Source organism: Chitinophaga pinensis, from assembly GCF_007896845.1.
Classification (GTDB): Bacteria; Bacteroidota; Bacteroidia; order Chitinophagales; family Chitinophagaceae; genus Chitinophaga; species Chitinophaga pinensis_C.
Genome location: NZ_VOHS01000049.1, coordinates 1 through 25349 on the forward strand (window position 1 = coordinate 1; position 25349 = coordinate 25349).

At 45.7% G+C, this 25349-nt stretch carries 26 protein-coding genes and 1 pseudogene; 18 read left to right on the forward strand and 9 right to left on the reverse strand.

Annotated elements, in window-relative coordinates:
* Positions 1-10: 10 nt before the first annotated feature.
* Positions 11-1093 (reverse strand): DUF6531 domain-containing protein, encoded by a 1083-nt coding sequence (locus tag FEF09_RS26035; RefSeq protein WP_186774538.1) that lies wholly within the window; start codon positions 1091-1093, stop codon positions 11-13.
* A gap of 132 nt (positions 1094-1225) precedes the next feature.
* Between FEF09_RS26035 and FEF09_RS26040 the strand changes: the two genes are divergently transcribed.
* The 7 genes from FEF09_RS26040 (at position 1226) to FEF09_RS26070 (ending at position 6056) form a co-directional block, all read left to right on the forward strand.
* Positions 1226-1813, forward strand: a complete 588-nt coding sequence (locus tag FEF09_RS26040; RefSeq protein WP_146307823.1) for a Crp/Fnr family transcriptional regulator — start codon at positions 1226-1228, stop codon at positions 1811-1813.
* Between the two features lie 106 nt (positions 1814-1919).
* Positions 1920-2438 (forward strand): YceI family protein, encoded by a 519-nt coding sequence (locus tag FEF09_RS26045; protein WP_146307824.1) that lies wholly within the window; start codon positions 1920-1922, stop codon positions 2436-2438.
* Between the two features lie 26 nt (positions 2439-2464).
* A complete protein-coding gene (locus FEF09_RS26050; RefSeq protein ID WP_146307825.1) occupies positions 2465-2683 on the forward strand; it encodes a tautomerase family protein in 219 nt (72 codons plus the stop codon).
* 37 nt (positions 2684-2720) lie between these two features.
* Positions 2721-3455: an SDR family NAD(P)-dependent oxidoreductase gene (locus FEF09_RS26055; protein WP_146307826.1), complete on the forward strand. Its 735-nt coding sequence runs from the start codon at positions 2721-2723 to the stop codon at positions 3453-3455.
* Between the two features lie 7 nt (positions 3456-3462).
* Positions 3463-3915 (forward strand): nuclear transport factor 2 family protein, encoded by a 453-nt coding sequence (locus FEF09_RS26060; RefSeq protein WP_146307827.1) that lies wholly within the window; start codon positions 3463-3465, stop codon positions 3913-3915.
* 12 nt (positions 3916-3927) lie between these two features.
* On the forward strand, positions 3928-5010 hold the full coding sequence (locus FEF09_RS26065) for an NAD(P)H-dependent flavin oxidoreductase (protein ID WP_146307828.1): 1083 nt from the start codon (positions 3928-3930) through the stop codon (positions 5008-5010).
* Between the two features lie 203 nt (positions 5011-5213).
* Positions 5214-6056, forward strand: a complete 843-nt coding sequence (locus FEF09_RS26070; RefSeq protein WP_146307829.1) for an SDR family oxidoreductase — start codon at positions 5214-5216, stop codon at positions 6054-6056.
* On the opposite strand, the gene bla is transcribed toward FEF09_RS26070, so the two are convergent.
* The 3 genes from bla to FEF09_RS26085 form a co-directional block, all read right to left on the reverse strand.
* A complete protein-coding gene (bla, locus tag FEF09_RS26075; protein WP_222597151.1) occupies positions 6034-6930 on the reverse strand; it encodes a subclass B3 metallo-beta-lactamase in 897 nt (298 codons plus the stop codon). The genes FEF09_RS26070 and bla overlap by 23 nt on opposite strands.
* 84 nt (positions 6931-7014) lie before the next feature.
* Positions 7015-7527, reverse strand: coding sequence for an SRPBCC domain-containing protein (locus FEF09_RS26080; protein ID WP_146307830.1), 513 nt, complete (start codon positions 7525-7527; stop codon positions 7015-7017).
* The gene (locus FEF09_RS26085) at positions 7520-7843 is read right to left on the reverse strand and encodes an ArsR/SmtB family transcription factor (RefSeq protein ID WP_146307831.1); all 324 of its coding nucleotides are present in this window, start codon (positions 7841-7843) and stop codon (positions 7520-7522) included. Before FEF09_RS26085 ends, FEF09_RS26080 begins: the two co-directional genes overlap by 8 nt.
* Before the next feature lie 209 nt (positions 7844-8052).
* On the opposite strand from FEF09_RS26085, the gene FEF09_RS26090 reads away from it, so the two are divergent.
* The 3 genes from FEF09_RS26090 (at position 8053) to FEF09_RS26100 (ending at position 9630) form a co-directional block, all read left to right on the forward strand.
* Complete coding sequence (locus FEF09_RS26090) at positions 8053-8643, forward strand: hypothetical protein (protein WP_146307832.1); 591 nt, start codon at positions 8053-8055, stop codon at positions 8641-8643.
* Positions 8644-8695: 52 nt separating this feature from the next.
* Positions 8696-9313: an alpha/beta fold hydrolase gene (locus FEF09_RS26095; protein WP_146307833.1), complete on the forward strand. Its 618-nt coding sequence runs from the start codon at positions 8696-8698 to the stop codon at positions 9311-9313.
* Between the two features lie 74 nt (positions 9314-9387).
* Complete coding sequence (locus FEF09_RS26100) at positions 9388-9630, forward strand: alpha/beta fold hydrolase (protein ID WP_146307834.1); 243 nt, start codon at positions 9388-9390, stop codon at positions 9628-9630.
* 2 nt (positions 9631-9632) lie between these two features.
* Here the strand turns inward: FEF09_RS26100 and FEF09_RS26105 are convergent, their stop codons facing one another.
* Complete coding sequence (locus FEF09_RS26105; protein ID WP_146307835.1) at positions 9633-10166, reverse strand: hypothetical protein; 534 nt, start codon at positions 10164-10166, stop codon at positions 9633-9635.
* A gap of 47 nt (positions 10167-10213) precedes the next feature.
* Positions 10214-11410, reverse strand: coding sequence for an acyltransferase family protein (locus FEF09_RS26110; protein ID WP_146307836.1), 1197 nt, complete (start codon positions 11408-11410; stop codon positions 10214-10216).
* Between the two features lie 49 nt (positions 11411-11459).
* Between FEF09_RS26110 and FEF09_RS26115 the strand changes: the two genes are divergently transcribed.
* The 3 genes from FEF09_RS26115 to FEF09_RS26125 all read left to right on the forward strand — a co-directional run bounded on the left by FEF09_RS26115 (position 11460) and on the right by FEF09_RS26125 (position 13817).
* Positions 11460-12056, forward strand: a complete 597-nt coding sequence (locus tag FEF09_RS26115) for a Crp/Fnr family transcriptional regulator (RefSeq protein WP_146307837.1) — start codon at positions 11460-11462, stop codon at positions 12054-12056.
* Positions 12057-12142: 86 nt separating this feature from the next.
* The gene (locus FEF09_RS26120) at positions 12143-12895 is read left to right on the forward strand and encodes an SDR family oxidoreductase (RefSeq protein ID WP_146307838.1); all 753 of its coding nucleotides are present in this window, start codon (positions 12143-12145) and stop codon (positions 12893-12895) included.
* Positions 12896-13064: 169 nt separating this feature from the next.
* Positions 13065-13817 (forward strand): SDR family NAD(P)-dependent oxidoreductase, encoded by a 753-nt coding sequence (locus tag FEF09_RS26125; RefSeq protein ID WP_146307839.1) that lies wholly within the window; start codon positions 13065-13067, stop codon positions 13815-13817.
* A gap of 101 nt (positions 13818-13918) precedes the next feature.
* On the opposite strand, the pseudogene FEF09_RS33770 reads toward FEF09_RS26125, so the two are convergent.
* The 3 genes and pseudogenes from FEF09_RS33770 to FEF09_RS33780 all read right to left on the reverse strand — a co-directional run.
* A pseudogene (locus FEF09_RS33770) lies at positions 13919-14173 on the reverse strand (dienelactone hydrolase family protein); the annotation flags it as partial.
* A complete protein-coding gene (locus FEF09_RS33775; protein ID WP_261387784.1) occupies positions 14070-14381 on the reverse strand; it encodes a dienelactone hydrolase family protein in 312 nt (103 codons plus the stop codon). The pseudogene FEF09_RS33770 and the gene FEF09_RS33775, both read right to left, overlap by 104 nt.
* On the reverse strand, positions 14378-14785 hold the full coding sequence (locus FEF09_RS33780; protein WP_261387785.1) for a dienelactone hydrolase family protein: 408 nt from the start codon (positions 14783-14785) through the stop codon (positions 14378-14380). Before FEF09_RS33780 ends, FEF09_RS33775 begins: the two co-directional genes overlap by 4 nt.
* A gap of 209 nt (positions 14786-14994) precedes the next feature.
* Here FEF09_RS33780 and FEF09_RS33785 point away from each other — a divergent pair, with 209 nt between their 5' ends.
* The 5 genes from FEF09_RS33785 (at position 14995) to FEF09_RS26150 (ending at position 25343) form a co-directional block, all read left to right on the forward strand.
* Positions 14995-15894, forward strand: coding sequence for a two-component regulator propeller domain-containing protein (locus tag FEF09_RS33785; protein WP_261387786.1), 900 nt, complete (start codon positions 14995-14997; stop codon positions 15892-15894).
* Positions 15879-18923: a hybrid sensor histidine kinase/response regulator transcription factor gene (locus FEF09_RS26135; protein WP_261387787.1), complete on the forward strand. Its 3045-nt coding sequence runs from the start codon at positions 15879-15881 to the stop codon at positions 18921-18923. Before FEF09_RS33785 ends, FEF09_RS26135 begins: the two co-directional genes overlap by 16 nt.
* A gap of 143 nt (positions 18924-19066) precedes the next feature.
* Positions 19067-22171: a SusC/RagA family TonB-linked outer membrane protein gene (locus FEF09_RS26140; protein WP_146307840.1), complete on the forward strand. Its 3105-nt coding sequence runs from the start codon at positions 19067-19069 to the stop codon at positions 22169-22171.
* 18 nt (positions 22172-22189) lie between these two features.
* A complete protein-coding gene (locus tag FEF09_RS26145; protein WP_146307841.1) occupies positions 22190-23857 on the forward strand; it encodes a RagB/SusD family nutrient uptake outer membrane protein in 1668 nt (555 codons plus the stop codon).
* A 1-nt stretch (position 23858) separates the two neighbouring features.
* On the forward strand, positions 23859-25343 hold the full coding sequence (locus FEF09_RS26150) for a glycoside hydrolase (protein WP_146307842.1): 1485 nt from the start codon (positions 23859-23861) through the stop codon (positions 25341-25343).
* The last annotated feature ends 6 nt before the right edge of the window (positions 25344-25349 follow it).

Consider the following 25349-nt stretch of genomic DNA (forward strand, 5'->3'; position numbering starts at 1 on the left):
TGAAAGCTGATCATAAAACCCGCCTCATCGCTGATGGGAATAAAGACGGTAGCTGGTTATCGCCGGGTTGTAATGAGCGGAAATGATAAAAGAGGCGCTCCTGATGATTAAACAACAGGTATTCATCAGCATCAGTCCGGGTGAGTGTCATCCTTTCTGAACGATCAAATTCGCTGTCACCCGGATAAGGAAGTCTGTCAAAGATGACGCGACGACCGTCCCCCAACAATAAACAGCTTGCTTCTTCGGCTGCAAAATCCAATACACGCATGTCATAACTCAGATGAGTACCATGCCCCAGGGGCCCCTGATAGGTGCTATCGCTATTCCAGCAGCGGTCCCAGGTGAGCGGTATCGGACCGGTCATTTCAAAGTCGGTACCCTCATATACGACAATTCCCTGTACAAGATCTACAGGTTCAAAACCCATTTTACAAAGGAGTCCGCTGAGTTTGTTACTGCCGAGACTCTGCTGCCGGGCGAGATTGAAATCAGTGATCTTTCTTTTAGCTTTTTTAGCGGCCTTTCCCAGTTTCTTTAACCCTTTGCCCAATCCTTTCATCAACGCGCCAAAACCAAAAGACATGACAAGATTGAGCAATGCGCCTGCCCAATCCGGTATGTAAGGTCCACCTACCATGACTGGTTTGCCAAAAGAGAGGGGTATAGAAAAAGAGGTGGGCAGGTACATGCTGGGAATAGGTTTCAGCTTCTTTCCCGGTTGCAGAGAAAGCGGGATACCGATGTCATTACAGGTCATCAGCATGTGACCTGATGGACTCATGAGGTTGCCTTCTACTTTCACTGTCTTGCTGCCGAAAAAATTCACCGAATCATGTCCGATCATGGGTGCCAGCAGAAAGGGACCTCCCATCGGAATATGAAATAATATGATAATAAGGCCGGAGGTATCGCTTTTACCACGAGGCACGTGATTTACCTTGGTTGTAGCCCCGATAAAGGGGATATAGTCCATCGGATCGACTACCAGACCAATATAAGGATGCGGTAACGGAATGGGAAAACCAAATAGTATAACAATGTGAATATCGAGTCCTATAACAGGCGTAAAATGTTTGTTACTGACGAGCATACACGAACTGATTTTTGGGTCACTATGGCGTATTCAGCGGGTTAAGTGTCTGAATGAGTTAATAAACGATTGTAATTTAAGGGTTTTGTCTTATAATTCCTACCTTTAGCCCTGTAAAGCGATAGCCGGTATATGAATATCACAGCTGCAAAAGAAATCTTAAAGACACACGTCAGCAAAGTAACGACGCTCACAGAGGAGCAATTTGACTATATCTTTTCTCACTTCCAATATCAGCAGTATAAGAAAGGGCAGACCATCATCACCGAGGGTACTCCGGTGAACTGTGAGTACTTCGTACTTTCCGGTTGTCTGAAGTCTTTCTTCATCAACGACGAACTGAAAATGTTCATCCTTCAGTTTGCAATGCCAACCTGGTGGACCTCCGATTATAACGCGCTGTATAGCCGTAATAAAGCGACTGTCAATGTAGACTGTATTACAGACGCTGAAGTGCTTTGTCTGAGTAATGAAGACAGGGAGAAACTATGCCGGGAAATACATCATGTAGAATACTTCTTTCGCTGGAGAACCAATAAGGGCTATGTCGCCAGCCAGAAAAGGCTGTTATCCTTTATGAATAATAATGTCAGATACCGCTACGAAGAACTGATGGCGCTCTATCCGGAGCTGTATAACATTGTTCCCAAAAACCTCATAGCCGCTTACCTCGGGGTATCCCGGGAAACCCTCAGCCGCCTGTATACCCCTGAAAAGTGATCTGGATCACATAATTGCAGATGTGATGTAGATCACGTGATGGCCCCGATTTTCCGACGGACATTTGTGTTGTAATCAAAACGATAAAACACAAAACACAAATAAAATGGAAAATCAATTATTTCAGATCATCAATGCACAAAGCAATATTGAATGGGTTGGTAAAAAAGTAACCGGCGCTCACAATGGTACTATTGCCATCAAAGAAGGTCAACTGACATTGAATGGTAACCAGCTTACAGGCGGTACCTTCGTAGTGGACACAACTTCTATTAAAATACTCGACATTGCCGATCTGGCCACCAACGCTCAGTTTCTTGGTCACCTTGTTTCTGACGATTTCTTCTCTACCCAACAATATCCGGAAGCTACACTGGTGATCACTGCCGTATCAGGTAAACACGTAAACGGCAACCTGACCATCAAAGGTATCACTCATCCTGTCAGCTTTGATGCTGATGTAACTGTGAATGGCGCTCAGCTGACAGCCAGCGGTAAGATTATCATTGACCGTACCCGATACGATATGCGTTTCCGCTCCGGCAACTTCTTCAAAGACCTGGGTGATACCCTGATCTACAACGACTTCGAATTATCCATCACCTTAACCGCTAAAGCTGCTTAAGCAGCTTTAGCTCAAAACTTATCATCATGCCTTACGTAAAGATCGAAGTAACCCGTGAAGGTGTTACAAGAGAACAGAAACAGGCCCTGATCAAAGGGGTGACAGATCTGATGACGAATGTCCTGAATAAAGATCCGCAGCTGACACACGTCGTGATTCAGGAAATAGAACTGGATGACTGGGGCTTTGCAGGAGAACAGGTATCAGTACTCAGAGAGAAAGGGATAACAGCAGACAAAAAGTAGACTGAAAAACATTCAATCATTTATAAAAAATATTAAGATGAAAAAGCAAACAATTATCGTAACCGGCGCTTCATCAGGTATAGGGAAAGAAGTCGCACGTTACTTTTTAAATAAAGGCGACAATGTAGTGATTAATTCCTCTACAGCAGATAAGCTGGAACAGGTATATCAGGAACTGGGTGCAGGTGCAAATCTGGCTATGGTAGCCGGGAATGTAAAAGATAAAGCTACCGGTGAACGCCTGCTGGCAGTGGCACTGGAAAGATTCGGCAGCGCAGACGTACTGGTGAATAACGCCGGTATCTATGAAACCAAACCTTTTCTGGAAGTAGACGAAGCTTATCTTGACCGTTTCCTGAATACCAACCTGAAAGGTACATTCTTTACTACACAGGCGATCCTGCCACAGATGCTTAAACAAAAAGATGGTACGATCATTAATATTGGTACGCCACTGGTTTATCATGCATTGGGAGGAGCACCATCCACAGCACCGATATCTTCCAAAGGCGCGATCCATTCACTGACCCTGCAACTGGCAGCTGAATTTGGTAAACAGAATATCCGTGTAAATACCATCGCTCCGGGTGTGATCCGTACACCGATGCATGGTGCTGATGCAGACCAGAGTGCAGGTATCCATCTGCTGAACAGGGTAGGAGAAGTGGAACATGTGGCACAGATGGTATATGCCGTTGCCAAAAATGATTTCATCAGCGGTACTATTATCAATGTAGATGGTGGTATGGGCGCTGGTCATAACCTGAATTAAATTAATCATGAAAAAGCTTTTATTGGCCGCTTTGCTGTTCGGTTTCATTCCCGCACTGAAAGCACAAAATTCTGGTAAGATGGAAAATAATAAGCAAGATTCCCTCGCTATTGCAGAGGCACTGGAGAATGATTATTTTAAAGCCATTTATGTGGGCGATACTGATAAACTGGGCAATTTACTTCATCCGGGTACGCTGCTGTTCGGAGACGTAAAAGGACAACCTTACGCCAAAGACAGGGAAGCGTATCTGACAGGGGTGAAAAACCGTCAAAGCCCGAAAGACTCCGGCAAACCTTTCGAAGGAAAGATCGTTTCAATTGATATCATCAATTCGATCGCAGTTGCCCGGGTCATGGTAAAAATGTACGATTTCCTGTACGACGAATTCCTTTCTTTTCATAAAATTGACGGTCGTTGGGTAATTGTTAACAAGATGATCAGCGACATCAGCAAATAAATGGCAGCCGTTATGTGGTATCAGACAAAAGCATCGGAATTATTAGGTATTGAATATCCTGTTTTACAGGGGCCTTTTGGCGGTAATCTGTCCTCGGTGGAGTTGGTGGCTGCTGTATCAAATGCGGGTGGATTAGGCGGTTTTGGTGCCTATTCTATGAGTCCGCAGGAGATCGTAGCCGTGGATGAACAGATCAGGAAAGCCACCGGCAAACCATATAATATTAATCTGTGGGTGAATGATACAGATGCCATTGACGGTACTGTTTCAGACGAACAGTTTAAACACACGCAGGCGCTTTTCAAGCCTTATTTCGACCAGCTGGGTATTGCGTTGCCTGAAAAGCCGGGGCCTTTCCGCTCACGGTTTGAAGATCAGGTAGCCGTGATCCTCGACCGGAAGCCGCCGGTATTCAGCTTTATGTTTGGTATCCCATCCGCAGATATTCTGGAGCAATGCCACCTGCAGGGTATCTTGACCATAGGCGCCGCTACCACACTGGATGAGGCAATCGCACTGGAAGCAGCAGGCGTAGATCTGATCATTGCTTCAGGATTTGAAGCAGGTGGACACCGGCCCTCATTCCTGCAATCCGCTGAGGCTTCCACCACCGGGACCTTTGTACTGGTACAACTGATCAGGGAAAAGGTGAAAACGCCGGTCATCGCAGCCGGTGGAATTGCCACCGGAAAAGGAATTGCTGCTGCTTTAACGCTGGGAGCGGACGCTGTACAGATAGGTACCGCGTTCCTCGCCTGTGAGGAATCAAATGCGACACCTTTACACCGGGAAATGCTGTTTACTGATGCCGCCAGACACACCACACTGACACGTGCCTTTACAGGCAGATTGGGCAGGGGAATCGCCAACAGGATCACTTCAGCATTGACCCCGGATACTAAAGGATTTTTACCCTTTCCTTTGCAGACAACATTCATGTCGTCTCTGCGGAAAGCGGCTATTGAAAAAGAACAGTGGGATATGATCTACTTCTGGGGTGGTCAGATTGCCCCCTTATTAAAACATAAAAAAGCCGCCATACTGATGCAATCACTGCTGGAGGAAACGACAGCCTGCTTTGGCGGAATAAGATAAACCGCAGAGTGCTGCAACAGTCTCTTAGCGCCCGGGAAGCGGATCTTAGCGTGGAACAGGGCATGTAATCACCAGCTGAATATTTACAGTGCGTAACTATTACCGGGATTTCCGGGACAGATGATCGCATGCCTGAAAGGAAGATACTGCATGGATGAGTTGTTGTCAGGTAATTGTTGAGTGTAATTGTAAAACATAATAAGATGAACAATTCAAAAGTCTGGTATGTGACAGGAGCTTCCCAGGGACTGGGACTGACCCTTGTAAAAACATTGCTTGCCAATGGTTACAGGGTGGCAGCCACCTCCCGCGATGCACATAAAATGAGTAAGGCCGTAGGCGTCGTAGATAATGAAAGATTTCTGCCGCTGGTAGTCGATCTGAATAATACAGATTGTATAGACGATTCAATAGAACGGACACTGACCGCCTTTGGCAGGATTGATGTATTGGTGAACAATGCCGGCTATGGTATGACAGGCCCGGTGGAAGGAACAACAGAGGAAGATATTCGCAATCTCTTTGCGGTGAATGTATTAGCCGGCATAGAAGTAGTGAAACATATATTGCCGGTAATGCGTCGCCAGCAATCCGGATATATCATCAATATTGGTTCTGTCGCCGGTTTTGCAGGTGCGCCCGGATGGGCTGCCTATTCAGCCACAAAGGCGGCAATGGCAGCATTCTCAGAAGTACTGGCGAAAGAGGTCAGTGAATTCGGGATCAGAGTAACCATAGTAGAACCCTCCGGTTTCCGCACAGGCTTTCTGACACCCGGTTCTCTTTCCAAAAGTACTTCGGATATAGAGGGATATGAACTGGTGAAAAAAACACAGGATCAATATTTATCTACCGACGGACAACAGGCGGGAGATCCCGGTCGGGCAGCTACTATACTCATTGCATTGGCCGCACAAACAGCACCTCCGGTACATCTCTTTCTGGGAAGAGATGCATATCTCCGGGCAGCCAGAAAACTGAATGCTATGAAAGAAGAACTGGAGCAACTGAAAGATATTTCTATCAGTGCGGATTTTGATCACTAGCGATTCTTTTGTCGTATATCTGCTGCCATTCATCCAGCGTCTCGTCATATCCGGCGCGGTCGCTGAAGGCAGACGGATTATATGCATCGCCCGGCTGATGTTTTTTATGCAACTCATACTGACTGGCATGGGCAGCCAGCCACAGGTCAAATTGCAATGCTTTCATGGCTTTCAGCGTATACGCATAGTCTTTACCCACTTCCGGGTAGAGCGGCATGCCTGTGAGCTTTGTGTCGTTCAGTATAGAAGGAATATTGGCGATTAATACCTTGTAAGTACGTACAGAGTCTTTTACGTCAAACAGGAAACTGGTAGCGCCGGGTGTGTGGCCCGGATGATGCCGCATCACAATATGCATGCCTCCCAGTTGTATAGAATCGCCATCGTGTAACAGGCGATCGGCTTTTACCGGCAGAAACATACGGCCTTTACCACCCATGACATAATCAGAATTACCTCCATCTGCCAGCAGGGCGGCATCCTTCTCATTGATCATCATGTTGGCATGTGTCTGTTGTTTAACAGCCGCCATGGCGCCGACATGATCATAATGCGCGTGCGTGGTCAACAGGATCCGGATATCTTTGTAATTGAACCCCAATGCCTTCATGTGTGCTTTGATCAGTGTATCTGAACCGGCAACACCTGTATTAATGAGAATGTGTCCTTTGGGAGTTGTAATAAGGAACATGCCAAGGTCATAAGTGCCGATATAGTAGAGATTCCCGGCTATACGGAATGGCTGGTAATCTGCCGACCATTCTTTATCAACATACAGATCTTTTATCAGTTTTTGTCCATGGCTCCGATGCGTCACACCACTGATCAGGGCCGCCGTTAAGGCGATGGGTAACAATTTTTTGTGCAATATCATGCGTCTGGCGTTTGAAGAATGCGAATGTAGGAAAAAAGAAAGCCACTGAGAGCAGTGGCTATAGAATGGCGTAATATATGTTTTTCACCGGGTTTTCTTCCGGGCACTGATATAAGCGTCGAGGTTTTCCAGTCCCATGGAGAAGCCTTCTTTGAAGCCCATCTGCAGAATGGTTTCCAGATCAGACAACTGATTGAACTGTACCTCAATATTAACCACGGTGGTATTATCCGGGCGCTCATTGAAACGATTATTCCAGCGCATACGGGGTTGATCCGGATTCGGTACACCGTTCTCGTCGCAGAATGCATCGATACCGGCATAACTTTGCTCCGGATGAATTGTTTCGTAGTCAAACAAACACCATTGTTTATCTCCCTCAGGCCCCACCATGGCATAATGCCATCTGCCTCCTTCCCGGAAATCCATAGATTTTGTCTCCGCCCGGTAAGGTTTGGGTGCCCACCACTGGTCAAGGATCTCCGCATCCGTCCATGCGGTCCATACAAGATCCAGCGGGGCATCAAATGACCGGTCCACCTTGATCCTGTTGTTTGGTTTGTCTACCACAAAATCAAAAAGCATTGCTTTACTCATTTCTTATTTTTTTGAGGTTGGATAATACATTGTCAAGCTGGTCAAACCGTATCTCCCAGAGCTTACGGAATTGTTCGAGCCATTTGTCGATCTCTTTCATCTTCTGAATTTCAAGGTGATAGTAAATCTCTCTGCCCTGGTGTTCCTGTTTAACCAGTTCACATTCTGTCAGAATCCGCAGATGCTTTGATATGGCCTGACGAGTCGAATCAAAGTGTTCTGCAATGCCGTTCGGCGTCATGGCCTGCAATGCCAGCAGGGCTATAATAGCACGTCTTGTCGGGTCTGCAATAGCCTGAAATATATCGCGTCTCATTTCATCGTATTTTAAGAAACCAGTTGGTTGCAAATATATGCGCAACCATTTGTTTTCGAAAATATATTTTGTTAAAAATTGTCTTGCAACCGGATGACGCTGCTGGTAAGGATTGAGTCTTTCTACTCATTGCCTTGGGTAAAAACCTGTCAGACCATGCAAAACCGGTTTTTAAAGCTATTTTCGGATAGTCTGCAAAACTATGCCTCATGAAGAAAATCGCCCTCTTCTTAAGAAAATACCGCTACCGGATACTATTTTTCTGCTTTCTGCTGCTGATGTCGCAGGTTGTAATACCGGGGCAGCTGCAGACCTACACCCGGGCGAGTATAAGTGCTTTCAAAAGCGATTATTTACTCCCTGCAATACTGGTCGTATTCAGCGGCGTTTTCCTGTACCAATGTGCCGCATTATGGTTGAAATACAGGCATCATGTGGCAATTATCAGACATCGCTGGATCCGTATCGTATTAGGTGGTTTTTTACCCAAAGCCATTACATTTACCATGTTGTTCTTCTGTATTCAGGACGTATTTATTGCGTCGGCCCTGTTCATTAACAGATTGTCTACGCACGGTGGCACGGAAAGAACATATGTTGTACAGTTTCTGATGGACAGTACCCGGGCCAAAGAGTCCCTTTTTCTGTCCGATATTGCCTCAAAGGAGCTGTCTCATGACAAAGTCCTGCAGGATTATGTCTACAACACACAATTAAAGGATTTCGATACCGTACACATTATCTACAGAACCGGTATACTGGGTGTCCCATTGCCTGATGTCAACCATACAAAAAAATAGTAAGGAGAAAAGCACATTTTGGAATAACTTAGCCCGCACAATAGAGCTTTAGATGAAACGTTTTTTAGTGGCGCTGTCTTTTCTGATACTGTTTTTTGTCAACTTTATACACGCACAGCCTTCCTATATCAAAACCTTTGGCGATCCAAAGGATAAACCACTGATTTTTTTGCACGGAGGACCGGGCAGTAATGCGGGTTCTTTTGAAATCACCACCGCGGAGCAGATATCTGCTATGGGGTATTTTGTTGTTGTATATGACAGAAGGGGAGAAGGACGTTCTGTTGACTATAATGCGAAATATACATTTCGCCAGACCTTTAAAGATCTGAATGCGATATACAGGAGATATAGTATTAAAAAAGCAACTCTGATCGGGTATAGTTTTGGCGGGGTGTTGGGCACCTTATATGCAGAAAAGTATAGTGAAAAGGTATCTTCGCTGGTACTCCTCAGCTCTTTGCTCTCTTTGCAGGATACCTACGCAACTATTATAGCGAAATCAGACAGCATTTTTAAGGCTAAAAATGACACCTCTGCTTTAAGGGATATTGCCATTACAAAAAAAATGGACAGCAGTTCAATTGAGTTCAGGTTGTCTTGCTTCGCATTTGCCACACAAACGGTTTTTTTAAAACACCGCATCCAAATGAACTGTCTGTCGCATTAAATAAAAAGTTAGCTGCGGATACCTTATTAACATTCCTCAGTCAATACGGTCGTAACACTGCTGCCCGGGGATTTTTGCGTAATGAAAAGTATACCACGCTCGATATCACACCAAAATTTGCGTTACTTAAAAATAAGCATATCAATATCTTCGCATTCTACGGCAAAGATGATGGTCTCTTTTCTCCGGCACAGCTGGAACGTTTAAAGTCCCAGCTGGGTAATGATCATGTCTGGTATCTGGATGATTGTTCGCATGCTGCTTTTATCGATCAGCAAACGCTTTTTATGGAAGCTATCGCTTCCTGGATCCGGTAATCCTATTCGCAGAGCGCTTTTGCAAACTCTTTCGTAGTGTAGGCATTGCGTATTTTATCCGCAACACGCACACCGCGTTCCGCTTCACTATCAGCTTTGATCTCTTTCTGATCTTCCATATAACGGAGGATCTTACCATCTTTTACATACAGCCGGTGCTCGATCTTAGAGTCTTGTCCGTCAGCAGAACTACCTATGGCTACTTCATAGCTGAAGATAAATTTGCCTGATTGATAGTAGTATTCCTTAGTCCAGCTGCCGTCTCCGATAGCGCCGGTTTCAATGATCTTTACGATCTCTTTTCCATTAAAGAAATACTGTACAACGCCATCTTCCGCACAGGCGGCCGCTTCATAGGTAAACTTCTCATTGCGTAATGTCAGCCCGTTAATGCGCTTAAATTCGCTTCTGATGGAGTTAATATCAGCCTGACTGGCAGTTGTTGTCGTTGGGTTCTTCTGTTGTGCACTGATCTTTGCAAAAGGCAGAGTGCACAACAACGTCATCAGGGGCAGGATGTTAATCTTACGGTTCATTTCAAGTAAAGAATATTTGAAATATGAAGATAGGGTATATTATTTAATTAGCCCTGCCTGTTTAACTTCCTTCTTTCTGTCAGATATTTACGTACCGGAATATCATAGCATACCATGGCCAGATAAGCAAATCCAACCAATGCAACAACACCGGTACCAACCACCCATGCCAGTTGCGAAGGACCCGGTTTATATTGGTTGTAATAGTTTGCAAATATCCAGATTACCATGTAGTGTGTCATATAAAGCGGATAGGAGATCTTTCCCGCGAAATCACACACTTTATGTACTGCCTTATTACTTACCTGCGCGCCTGCACCTAATGCCACCAGTAAAGGGAAATAAACCATCACCAGCGCCAGTTCGATCAGCCACGGTTCTTTTGTGACCGGCGTCAGCAATGCCAGTAGCAGCAATATTGCCATACCCGGAAAACCCAGTTTATTGCGGATAATAAAATTGTAACGGTATACCAGCAGTCCTGCGAGGAATGAGTAACTGAGTCGGGCGCCACCATCTAAAAACGTCCCACCTGACCATCCGCCTAACAGATTGCCGGCCTTATTGGCAGTATAGATCAACCATATTGCTGCAACAAGAAGTAAGCCCAGCAGGACTTTTTTAGAAAATCTCCAAAGTATGGTGCCGTAAATAATATTGGCTGCATATTCCCAGAAAAGCGACCAGGAAGGCGCATTCAGTCCGAATAAGTTGAAATAAGTTTCACTCATCACAGGCAATGGGATCATCAGCATGGAGGCCAGCACAATCAGCGCAATGCGGCCGAAGGTATAAGTTTCCGGTACTGCTGCGAACGGATTAAAAAGGAAGGCCAGTAAGCCTAATACCGTCCCCAATATCACTAATGGATGCAGGCGGATGAGCCTTGATTTGAAAAATTCCGCAATCCCTATTTTTTCAATACGGTTGTCATAAGCATAGGCAATCACAAACCCGCTCAGACAAAAGAAAAAGTCTACTGCCAGAAATCCGTGTCCGGCGAAATTCTTAGTAGCGTCTGTAAATATTACCTCCATAAAGTGGAAGAATACTACGAACACGGCGGCAACGCCTCTCAGTCCGTCGAGTATTTCAAAATGCTGTCTTGTCTGTAATATCGCCGCCTGTCCTTTTGGCGCTGTCGTGGTAGCTGTTCCGGTCATATGCTGTCTAAAGGTAAAGCGTGGAAGATAGTCATACCGGGTAACATATGCAAGCAAATTGGCAGCAATGGTGTTTAACATAGTTAAATGGTTAGTGATTACCTTTGAGCATAGTCGCTAAATAAGGTACATGAAAAACATCAGTGCAACGGAGACACTAAAGGCTTATTTTTTAAAACGGATAGAAACGGCTGAAGAGGACGCCGCCGCCACCTTTGCCGGTTATTTTGAAGAAGTAAGGGTGAAAAAAGGCCAGTATATTGTGCAGCCCGGATTCACCGCCCGCTACAAGATCTTCGTACTGGAAGGCGCACTGCGCGCCTTTGTATTGGATAAAGAAGGGAATGACCATACCATCTCTCTGGCCATTGAACAATGGTGGATCACTGATGTCAATAGTTTCGTCTACCAGCAACCCGCTACCATGCACGTAGTGGCGATGGAAGAAAGCCGCCTGTTGCTGATCTCCTACGAAAAGGAGACTGAATTAAAACGACTGCATCCCATCTACGAGACATTCTTCCGAATGCAATATGAGCGTAGTCTGGCCTTCCTGCAACGGCGTATTATTATGAACCTGACCCTTTCCGCTGAGGAACGATATCTTCATTATCAACAGGAATATCCGTCTATTGCCACCAGAGTCCCGCTTTATGCACTGGCTTCCTATCTGGGAATGACACGGCAGTTCCTGTCGCGGATCAGGAATAAACAGGCAAAAAAGTAAACTGGTTTACGCTGATTTTGTAAACTGGTTTGTTTTTTAGCAGTCGCCATGATGCCACCTTTGTCATGTCAATAAAAACAAAAAACATGGCTAAGAAATTAAACAACAAAGTGGCACTGGTAACCGGTGGTAGTGCAGGAATAGGATTGGCAATAGCGAAATTATTTGCTGCAGAAGGTGCAAAAGTAATCATTACCGGACGGCGTGAATCTGCCCTGAATGATGCAGTAGCAGCAATCGGTAATGGTGCATGGGGTATACAGGCCGATTCATCCAGTCTTTCAGATCTGGATCGTCTGTACAGCACCATCGGTGAAAAAGTAGGTAAAATAGATATCCTTATCGCCAATGCTGCCACATATATACTGGCGCCGCTGGCTGCATTTACAGAAGAAATGTTTGATAAACAAAGCAATATCAATTTTAAGGGTACATTTTTTACCGTCCAGAAATCATTGAATTACCTGAACGATGGCGCAGCGGTAGTACTATTATCCTCCATTGCCAATGAGGTGGGTGTACCTAATCATTCGTCTTATTCTGCTACAAAAGCGGCTATCCGCTCTTTAGGCAGAAGCTTTGCTGCTGAACTGGTAGAAAGAGGTATTCGTGTCAATGTCCTGACACCCGGACCGATAGATACCGCTGTATTTGAACAGGCAACGTCTTCTCCGGCAGAGATTGAAATGATGAAATCCGCCATGGCTGCTATGACAGCCGTAAAAAGAATCGGTAAACCAGAAGAAATAGCCGCAGGCGCCCTCTTTCTGGCCTCCGATGATGCCTCCTTCATGATCGGGGCTGAACTGACAATCGACGGTGGTATAAAATCACTGTAGATCGTTTTACGATAGCAACAGAATCTCTGAAAGCGAAGGCTCCTGCCTTCGCTTTTTTTATGCTTATCATGTTAACCTGACATTTTGTCCGTTACCTACAATTGATTGTCATACAACATTATTCAGCTGACCCATTTTACATTTGACAGGTCAAATCAAAAACGAAAAGATGGATCTGTATTTAAAAGGAAAAACAGCAGTGGTGACCGGCGCCAGTCAGGGTATTGGCCGCTCCATCGTAAAAGAATTGTCCATAGAAGGAGTGAAGGTATTTGCCACTGCAAGAAACGAATCATTACTGAATAGTCTGAAAGAAGAAATAACTGCCGCAGGCGGCATTCCGCCCATCACTTTTGTGCAGGATTTTGTTGCACCGGAAGGTCCGAAAGCAATTGCTGACGCAGCACTGGCAGCATTCGGACATGTTGATATTCTTGTGAATAATGCAGGCCGTAGCCGCCCTTTGGATGTGATCGGAGAAGAGGATGCGTGGCAGGCCTCCCTCACACTTGACTTTGGGCATCATCGTCAGCTGACACAGGCACTCTTGCCCCAATTTATGGAACGCAGACAAGGAGCCATTCTGAATATCGCCAGCACATATGAGTTACGTACCATCAATGCTTCTGCGGTGGCGAAGGCAGCTCTGGTGGTCTGGTCAAAGCAACTGGCCGCCCAATTGGGCCAATATGGCATCCGGGTAAATTGTCTGCAGCCCGGACTGATTGACACGGAGAATATCCGCCCGTTCTTCCCGGGAGAGGCCCGGCAACAATTTGCTGCACAGGAAATTCCCCTCGGTGACTTCGGAGAACCACAGGATATGGCCAATATGGCAACCTTTCTGGTTTCCCCCCGTGCTAAATATATCACAGGTACTGTAGCTGTCGTAGATGGTGGCATGCGCCAGTATCCTTTCTGATGATGTTTTTCTGCCATACTAAACCACGAAGGGTGCCCGCCATGTGGCGGACACCCCTTCGCTATCATATAAGTACAATCAGCTAAGCTGCTCTTTAAAAAATCAATTGTCCGTTTCCATGCCAGTTCCGCTGCCGCTTTATCATAACGGGGTGTAGTGTCATTATGGAAACCATGGTTCACGCCCGGATAGATATAAGCGGTATACACTTTATGGTTTTCTTTTAACGCAGCTTCATATGCCGGCCAACCCTCATTGACACGGTGTCGAGTTCTCCATAATGCAGCAACAGCGGGGCCTGTATCTGTGGCACCATTTCCTTTGACGGCTGACCGCCATAAAAGGAACAGCGGCAGCCAGTTCGGGTATACGGACGGCCATCATATTGGCAATCCATCCCCCGAAACAGAATCCTACAACCCCGATCTTACCATTACAATCCTTATGATTTTTGAGATAGGTATACGCGGCAATAAAGTCTTCCAGCATTTCATCGCGGTTCCGCTTACTTTGCAGTTCTCTTCCCTGATCGTCCGTACCCGGATAACCGCCCAGAGGAGTCACGCGTCCGGAGCAATAGAAATAAACCTTGCCAGCGCCGCTCTTCTGGCTACGTCTTCTATATGTGGATTCAGGCCCCGGTTCTCATGTACCACAATGATACCACCGAGCTTCCCTTTTGCATCAGCTGGTTGGGATAATAATGCCTTGATATCGCCACCGCCTTTTGCTGAATTATAATGTACATATTCTGATTTCAGCCGTGGATCATCCGCCTTTACCTGAATCGCATGGACATAGTCCGGCATCAGAAAACTCATCAGCGCCGGAAGGGTAATACTGCCGACCGCATAGACAGACAGCTTTTCCATGAATTCACGCCTGCTCACCCTGTTATGGGCATAGTCGTCATACAGGTCAAATACTTCCTGTTTGATCTCCTCTTTTTTAATTGCTCCGTTGTTCATGTAAATATGGGTTTGTCTTAAAGATAAGTAATCGCAGCCCGTTCTGGCAGAAAGTTTTAATTCATAAAGGTTGTTTGGACACTTATTGTGTCTTGAAGTTTTATCTATAAAGGAATGCGCGGTTTTGTAATAATATGCAAGAAAGTGATGCGACTACAGAAAAAAATCTTATTTTGACGCACAAATAATACGGAATAATGCGGTGGACAATGATGTTATGGCTATGCCTTGCAATGAACTCCCTGTTTGCTGCCGGTGAGCCACTGAGAAGCCTCAGTATAGAGAATGGCCTATCCAACAACGCTGTATTAAATGTTTATCAGGATTCCAAAGGGTTCATGTGGATTGGCACTTATGATGGCCTGAATCGTTATGATGGATACAAATTCAAGATTTATAGGAATAGGATAGGAGATTCCACGTCTCTCATAGATAACGGGATTTATACAATTGATGGAGATACTGAGCACCGGTTATGGATCGGTGGCAGGAAAGGCATCAGTGTGTTCAATCCGGTAAATGAACACTTCTCCGCAGCCACCTTTGCCAACGGGAAACCTGTTCAGGGAAATATTCATATCATAAAAGCCGGCAATGACGGCCTCGTATTGGTAGGTTCTGAAAATAACGGCTTACTGCAATTCAACCGTCTGCCCGGTACGGGAAAACAGATCCCTCTGGAAAATAATACCAGCTATGAAGTGACAGCCATCGACTTCACGCCTGATAAAAGCGCCGCCTATGTATTCGTACAACATGTAGGTCTTTGCCGCTATGACTGCCGTACAGCGAAGATGACAGTGATCAGCCGCATACTCACGCAGGCCAACTGCCTGAAATCTGATATAAAAGGAATGCTCTGGTTGGGCACAGATCAGGGTTTATTCAGCTATAACAATGGTACCTTTTCCACCAATTATCTTGAAGAAAACAGCAAAATAGTCAACCTTTGTGCAGATCAGCAGGGCGCTATCTGGGCTGGTTCCGATGGTCATGGTATCTACATTGCCAAAGATGGTAAAGCAGAACATAGCGGACAGGCACTGAACAGTAATGCGGTCTATTCCATCTGTGAAGACAGAGAAGGGCGTAAATGGATCGGTACTTAAGGGGAGGCGTTAACATCATTGATGCGCGTAAGCGCCTGTTTGAACAACACGCTTTTACCGGGACGGTGGAAAATTTTATCCTGTCTTTTTGTGAGCGTGAAGGGAAAGGCGTCTGGGTGGGAACAGATGGCGGCGGACTAAAATACTGGGACCGTGAAAATAACACCTTTAAAATTTATAAGTATAATCCTGCTACACCGGGTGCTATCAGCAGCAATTTTATAACAAGTATGGTGCAGGATGCACAAGGTGATCTCTGGATTGCCACCTGGTTTGGCGGACTAAACAGATATAACCGCCAGAAGGATGCTTTTGAGCATTTCACCTGCTTCAATCCTTTTACAAAGTCGGAAGAAAATAATGTCTGGGGTGTCTATCAGGATGCCCGGAAACAACTATGGGCCAGTACCACCAACAATGGTACCCTATACCTCTTCAACCGCGAGAAAAGCAACTTCGAAATCTTCGATAAAACACTCGTCAATATCCAGTGTCTTGCAGAAGACCGTGATGGTAATATGTGGGGTGGCAACTACTCTTCCCTTATAAAAATAGACCGGGATCACCGGCAACACCAGATCTTCCCCATAGGCAATACAGTACGTGCGATTCATCAGGATAAAAACGGGAACCTTTGGGTAGGTACCGAAGGTGGTGGCCTCCTGCTCGTAGATGGTACTACCGGGAAATTCACCCGCTTTACAGAAGCCAGCGGATTACCCAGCAATACCATTCTGCGCCTGCTGGAAGACGATAAAGGATTTCTCTGGTTAAGTACCTTCAACGGACTGGCAAAATTTGATCCTGTACAGCACAGTTCCCGTAACTTTTCCCGGTCGGATGGATTGCAAAGCAACCAGTTTGCCTACAATGCAGCCCTGAAACTACATTCTGGAGAATTCCTGTTTGGTGGCATCAAAGGCTTCAATATCTTTAATCCGGACAGCATCTATGAACGCAGCAGCTTTGCCCCGGTATTCCTGACCGGTATCCGGATTAATAACAGTCCGGTAGAACAACAGACTGACCTGATATCCGGCCGTTCACAGGATAACATAGAGGAAGTCACCATCCCCTATAATAAAGCCGCCATCTCCCTCGATTTCGTTTCCCTTGAATATACCTCTCCGGATAAGATCAGCTACGCCTATCTGCTGGATGGCTGGGACAAAAACTGGAACGACGCTGCTGAAGCCAGAACCGCTAATTATACGCGTCTGCAGGAAGGACACTATATATTTAAGGTGCGGGTGACCAACGCTGACGGTAAATGGGGACAGGAACTGCAACTACTGAAAGTAACCGTATTACCTCCATGGTACAGAACGCCCTGGGCCTACATGGCCTATCTGATATTGATCTCCATGCTCATCTATGGATATATTCAATATAAATCCCGTCAGGAGAGACTAAAATATGAGATCAAACTGGCGCATCTCGAAAGCGAAAAGGAAAAAGAGATCAATGAAAAGAAACTCTCTTTCTTTACCAATGTCTCCCATGAATTCAGAACACCTCTGACCCTGATCATCAATCCCCTGAAAGAACTGAAAGACAATGAAAAGTTGGGCGTAGTATATAGAAATGCCAGACGTTTACTTAGTCTGGTTGATCAGCTGCTCCTGTTCCGCAAGGCCGGTAATGACGACGAACTAAAAGTAGCCCGTCTCGATATCATCGCACTTTGTAACGAAGTGTTCCTCTGTTTCACACAGCAGGCAGAAACGCGTCATATTCAATATGAATTTATTACTGCGAATGAGACCGCCGATATTTACGCTAACTATGAACAGATAGAGATCGCACTTTTCAATCTCCTGTCCAATGCATTCAAGTTTACGCCGGATGGCGGAAAAATAAGCTGTGCCGTGACCTGTACCGATCTGGAAGTGACCATTGCGGTGACTGATTCCGGAACGGGTATACCTGAACATATGCAGAGCAGGATCTTCGACAAATTCCAACAGGGAGATAGTAAACAGTCCGGTTTCGGTATCGGTCTGTATCTCGTCAGACAATTCATAGAAAATCACCGGGGTAGTGTCACTTTCAAAAGTACCCTGCATCAGGGTACCGTCTTTTCGATTCATCTGCAGACAGGCGCCGCCCACTTTGATCCTTCCCAGCTGATTGAAGAACCGGTAAAGAAATCAGCCATTCTGGACGAATTAATAGAAGAAGTCTATAGTAAACCGGCAAAACCAGTGGCCTCGGAGGAACTGATCACGGAAAAGAGATCCATGCTGCTGATAGACGATAATGCGGAAATAAGGAATTACCTCCGTCAGCTGTTCACAGATAAATACATCGTATATGAGGCAGAAAATGGGACCGACGGCTTTGCAGCGGTCGAAAAATACATGCCTGATCTTATCATCAGTGACGTCCAGATGGAAGGAATGGACGGACTGGCCCTCTGCCGGAAAATAAAAGAAACAGAGGCTTTCTGCCATATCCCTGTTATTTTGCTGACTTCGGCATCTTCTGCAGCTGCCAGACTGGAAGGAATAGAAGGCGGAGCAGACGATTATATTACCAAACCATTTGATAATGAACTGTTACTGGTAAAAGTGCAGACGATTATTAAAAACAGAAACCTGCTGAGGGAATACTTCCTCGACCGCATCACCTTAAAGCGAACCGATCTGAAAGTCCCTGCTGAATATCAGGATTTTCTGAAAAAATGCATTGAAATCGTAGAAGCCAACCTCGGAAACGATGATTTTACTATTAAAACCTTTACGCAGGCAATCGGTATGAGCCATTCCAGCCTGTATAAGAAGGTAAAATCCATCTCCGGACAGACCATTAATGCCTTTATCCGCGCTATTCGTCTCCGGAAAGCAGCTGTTTTGATGCTACGGGAGAATTATACCGTCAATCAGGCCGCTTTTCAGGTCGGAATAGGCGACATCAAATATTTCCGGGAGCAATTTTTTAAACTGTTCGGCATGAATCCGTCTGAATATGTAAAGAAATACCGGCACTCTTTTAACGAAGACCTGAACATTGTTAAAGTGGACAATTAATAGGGGGTAAAATATGAATATACCCCCTTTTTTAAGTGATTTACCCCCTCGATGAGTCACTTTTATCCTCCTAATTTAGGCTCACAAATACCACGTAAACATAGTATAACCAACTATCTGTCAATTTTAAAGGAAAGTACGTTATGAAAAAATGCTTATCTAGGGTAGTGACAGCAGTGTCACTACGGCAATGGCTCCTTATCCTCCTTTTTTCCCTGTCCCAGATCCCTGTTCTGCAGGCACAGAAAACCAGTATTACCGGAAAGGTAATTGAAGGAAAGGATGCTTTACCCGGCGTGAGTGTGCGGGTAAAGGGAACCAATCAGGGTACATTGACCAATGAACAGGGACATTTTACCCTGTCCGCAGCACCGGGTGATACCCTGGTCTTTAATCACATGGGCTATTCTCCACAGGAAATTATTGTAAAAAGCGGCGGAGCAACTATTAATGTCTCCCTCGTGACCAGCACCCAGAATGTAAATGAAGTCGTGGTTGTCGGTTATGGTACCCAGAAAAGGGCAACCCTGACGGGTTCCATTTCTGTGGTAAAAGGGTCCGATATCATTAAAAGTCCGCAGCCAAACGTATCCAATGCACTGGCCGGCCGCTTCTCAGGTGTCATCACCAACAACCGCTCCGGTGAACCGGGTTATGACGGTTCCAGTGTCACCATACGTGGTCTGGCTACTCCGGGTAGCAATGACGTACTGATTGTGGTAGATGGTGTACCGGGACAGATCGGTGGACTGGATCGTCTGGATCCGAATGATATTGAAAGTATCAGCGTATTGAAAGACGCTTCCGCAGCAGTATATGGTAGCCGTGCGGCAAACGGGGTGATCCTCGTAACCACCAAACGTGGCAAAACCGGTAAACCAGCCATCAGTTACAGCTTTAATCAGGGTTTTTCTTCACCGACCAGACTCCCTAAAATGGCAGATGCAGCTACCTATGCGGAGATCACCAACGAAATCCGTTATTATGGCAGCCCTGCCGGCGGTATGAACCAACTTTATTCTGCGGCAGAGATCCAGAAATTCAGAGACGGTTCTGATCCCCTGAATTATCCTAATACAGATTGGCAGAAAGAAGCACTGAAAAGTGTGGCCCTGCAGAATCAACATAACCTGTCCGTAAGTGGGGGTACCGACAACGTAAGATATTACGCTTCCCTCGGTATGATCAAACAAGATGGTATCTATAGAGAAGGCGTGACTGACTATCATCAGTATAACTTCCGTTCCAATATCGATGCTGACGTTACCGAAAGACTGAAAGTAGGCATCTATCTCTCCGGTCGTCAGGAAGATCGTCTCTATCCGCAGACCGGCGCCGGTGATATTTTCCGCTCTATTTACCGTGCTTATCCGACCGTAGCTGCCCGTTATCCGAATGGTCTGCCTACTTCCGGTATAGAAAATAATAACCCGGTATTACAGGTAACAGATATTGGTGGTACTAACCGTAATCCGACACAGGTATTCAATGGTATCCTGAAAGGTAGTTACGCAATACCGGGTGTAGATGGTCTTTCACTGGATGGTTTCTTCTCGGTGGATAAATCATGGAGCTTTGCAAAATCATTCAGCAAGCCGTACTCCGTATACCTGTATGACAAAACCGCCAATACTTACAACAAGACGATCGTAGGTGGTGCGGCAGGTGCAGCGACTTTGTCACAGGGACAACTGAACCGTTCTTTGATTGTATCAAATATCAAACTGAACTACGCAAAGAAATTTGGTAAACATGATATCAGTGCATTCGTCGCATACGAGCAGAGTAAAACTGCACAGGATAGTATGGGTGCATATAGAATGAACTTCCCGACTTCCGCTACACCTGAGCTTTCTCAGGGTGGAGCAGCTGCTACAGATAAGAACAACTCCGGTAACAGCTATAACTTCACCAGAAAGAGCTATTTCGGTCGTATCGCATACAATTATGAGGAGAAATACCTGCTGGAAGCACAGGCCCGTATCGATGGTTCTTCTACCTTCCCGAAGGGTAATCAGTACGGTTTCTTCCCATCAGTATCTGCCGGATGGCGCATATCACAGGAGGAATGGTTCAAGTCAGTGAGCTTTATCAATGACCTGAAACTGAGAGGTTCCTACGGTACTCTGGGTAATGATAATGTGGGGCTGTTCCAGTACTACGATAACTACTCTTTCAACAACCAGTACGTAATCGGCAGCGCTATTCAACCGGGTATTGACCTGATCAAACTGGGTAATCCAAATATTACCTGGGAAACGGCTAAGAAACTGGACGTAGGTATCAATGCACAGTTCCTGCAACATTTCAATATGGAATTCATCTATTTCCAGCAGAAACGTTCTGACATTCTCGCCCTGAGAAATGCTTCTATCCCACAATTATCCGGTATTGTGAATCCGAATGGCGGTCAGCCGCTGGTGCCTTCCGAGAATATCGGTCGTGTGAACAGCAACGGTATTGAAGCCAGTCTGGGGTATAACAATAAGACCAATAGCGGTCTTCATTATAATATCGGTGGTAACATTACTTATGCAAAGAGTAAGATCATCTTCCTCGATGAGGCACCGGGTACTTTGGCTTATCAGCGTATTACCGGCAGACCACTGAATACGTATCTGCTGTATAATACCATCGGTATTTTCAGAACAGAAGATGACCTGAATAAACACCCTCATCTGACAGGTGCTAAACTGGGTGACCTGATCTATGAAGATTACAATCAGGATGGTAAGATCAATGCAGACGATGCAACAAGGACAAAATATGGCAACATTCCTGAAATTACCTATGGTATCATAATGGGCGCTGATTATAAAGGTATAGATCTGTCTATTGTGTTCTCCGGACAGACGCGTGTAAGTCAGTATGTATTACCGGAATCAGGTACGATCGGTAACTTCTATAGCAGCTGGGCTGACAACCGCTGGAGCCCCGCTAATCCAAATGGATCTTATCCGAGAGTGGATGAAAGAGCTTCTTCTTCTGTCAATGGCGGCTTATACCAGAATAATTTCTGGCTGAATAATGCTTCTTTCCTCCGTTTGAAAAACGTAGAACTGGGCTATACATTAAATGCCAATGTCCTCTCCAGACTCAAACTGGCTGGCGTGCGGATCTATGCAAACGCATTTAACCTGTTCACCATCACCAAAGTGAAAGATTATGATCCGGAAGGTAGCAGCGGCAGCGGACAATTCTATCCGCAGCAGCGTATCGTGAATGCAGGCGTGAACGTTAAATTTTAATCCGTAAAAATTCCATCGATGAAAACTAAGCACATTTTTTATTCCATTATAGCGCTTGCAGGCGCCACTTTAGCCTCCTGTAAGAAAGATTATCTGGACGTAGTACCGACAGACAGGGTGGCTGATGTAACGATCTTATCTGACTCTTCACTTTTCAATGATTATGTGATCAACAGATACATGAGTATCAAGCTGCAGGACAAAGAAGGGGAGGGAACCAACCCCGGTTTTGGAAGAGGCTTTGAATACGCCATGTGGTGTTCTGCCAGTGATGAAGCGATCTACAACAATGATGATAACACATGGCTGATGCAGCGTGGACTGCTGGCGCCTGAGAATACGGGTATTGCCGGCACGATCTGGGGTAGAAGTTATCGTAGTATCAGAGAGTGTAACTACGGACTGAATAATATCATGCAGGTGCAGATGAGTGAAGGACTGAGAAACCGCCTGAGAGGTGAACTGCATTTTATACGTGCTTTCCGTTATCATGACCTGATCAGAAACTACGGAAAAGTAGTGCTGACCGGAGATAAGGTATATAACCTGAATGATAATATGGCAGAAGCCAATTACACCAGAGCGTCTATAAAAGAAGGGATTGATTATGCAGTAGCTGAACTGGATTCTGCGGTACAATACCTGCCTGCTGCCAACGACGATAAATGGCAGCTGGGTCGTGCTACCAAAGGTGCTGCATTGGCATTGAAAGCACGTTTATTGCTGTATGCGGCAAGTCCTTTGTATAATACAGGTACATGGGAAGCGGCAGCAGCTGCTGCCAAAGCAGTGATGGACCTGACACAATATTCTATCGCACCCGATTATACTAAATTGTTCCTCAATGTCAATAACAATGAGATCATTTTCTGCCGTCAGTATGCGATCGGTGCGCGTCACGTATGTATGGAAATTGCAAATGGTCCTAATGGTTATAATGGCTGGGCAGGTAATTCACCGTTACAAAATCTGGTAGATGCCTATGAAATGAAAAGTGGTAAACCAATTACGGATGCTACCTCCGGCTATGATGCAGCGAATCCGTATGCCAACAGGGATGCCCGTTTCTATGCCAGCATCCTTTACAATGGCGCAAGCTACAGAGGATCTACCATTCAGGGGTATACACCCGGCGGAAAGGATAGTAAAGACGGCCCTTCCAACTGGAATAGCACTAAAACAGGTTACTATCTGCGTAAATTTATGGATGACAACAATCCGATTGACAACCCGTGGGAAGTGGCTGGTCTGCAACCATGGATTTACCTCCGCTATGCAGAAGTGCTGCTGAACTACGCAGAAGCACAGAACGAAGCTGCGGGTCCGGATGCAACGGTATATGCTGCGATCAACCAGATCAGACAGCGTGAAAGCGTAAAACAACCGGCATTGGCGGCAGGTCTTTCTCAGGCACAGATGCGTGAGGTGATCAGAAGAGAGCGTCAGGTGGAACTGGCCTTTGAAGAGCATCGTTATTATGACGTACGTCGCTGGAAAATCGCTATGCAGACGGAAAACGTACCAGCGTACGGTGTAGACGTTACAATTGTAAATGGTAAAACAGTATATACCAGAAAAGAAGCCCTGAGCGGACGCCTGTTCGCCGAGAAGAATTACTGGTTACCAATTCCAAGAACAGAGATCCTGGCTACTAATAACAAGCTGGAACAAACTACCGGATATTAGTATGAGAAAAATTTTTATGCCGGTGTTGATGGTCATTACTTTCATAAAAACTGCGGTGGCTCAGACCACCGCAGTTCATGTCAGCATCGACCCGGGTACGACATACCAGACGATAGACAATTTCAGCGCCTCTGATGCATGGTCTGTACAGTTTGTAGGCAACTGGCCTGAGCACAAGAAGAACGTAATGGCGGACTGGCTTTTCAGCACAGATACCACCGCATCCGGTGTACCTGTAGGTATCGGCTTATCCATGTGGCGTTACAATATTGGTGCAGGAAGCGCAGAACAGGGAGACAGCAGTGGCATCAAGGATGAATGGAGGCGTGCCAATGACTGGCAGCACCAGTCCGGTCAGTTATGGTTCCTGCAGGCGGCCCGCAAAAGGAAGGTTCCGCAGTTTCTGGGATTCCTGAACAGTCCACCGGTACAGCTGACCACCAATGGTAAGGCATTTGCGCATAAAGGTGTCAGCAATATCGCTCCTGCGCAATATGATGCAATGGCAGTATATGTTGCCGATGCAATCCATGGTATCCATAAAACTACCGGTGTACATTTCGATTTTATCAGTCCTGTCAATGAACCACAATGGGATTGGAGTGACGGTAATCAGGAAGGTTGCCCTTACGATAATGCACAGATCAGTGCTGTGGCGAAAAGCATCAGCAAAACACTGACAGCGAGGAAGATCAATACAAAAATATTAATCGGGGAAGCAGGTAAACTGGACTATCTGTTCAGTACTGCGGATAAACCCGCCAAAGGTAAACAGGTCTCAGCATTCTTTGATTCCTCCTCGCCATATTATGTAGGAAACCTCTCTAACATCAGCCGTAACATTGCAGGACATAGTTACTTTACAACATCTCCGGCGAATGTTGCTGTCAGCACAAGAGAAACATTAGCCGCTGCTGTAGCGGCAGTACCCGGATTAGGCTTCTGGCAGTCTGAGTATTGCATTCTCGGAGATAATGCCGGAGAAATCAATGGCAGTAAAAGAGATTATGGGATGGATGCAGCATTGTATCTCGCAACTGTTATTCATCGCGATCTGGCTATTGCCAATGCAAAAGCATGGCAATACTGGCTGGCGATTTCTCCCTATGATTATAAAGATGGTCTGATATATATCGATAAAAATAAAACAGACGGTGATTATCATGACAGCAAGATGCTGTGGGCAATGGGCAATTTCAGCCGCTTTATCCGTCCGGGTGCTCAGCGTATTAAAGCAGGCCTTGACGGAGACAGTACCCTGCTGGTATCTGCGTATAGAAATACAGATAAAAGCGTTTGTCTTGTTATCATCAATCCCTCACAACAGGAAGTGCAGTTGGCGGCAGCAACTACGAAAGGAAAGATCAGCCGCTTACGCTCCTATGTCACTTCCGATGCCGGTAATCTGCAACCCGTACCGGTACAAAATAAGATTATCATCCCTGCACGTGCTGTAGTAACAGTGACAGGCAGTATCAAACTTTAAAAGAAC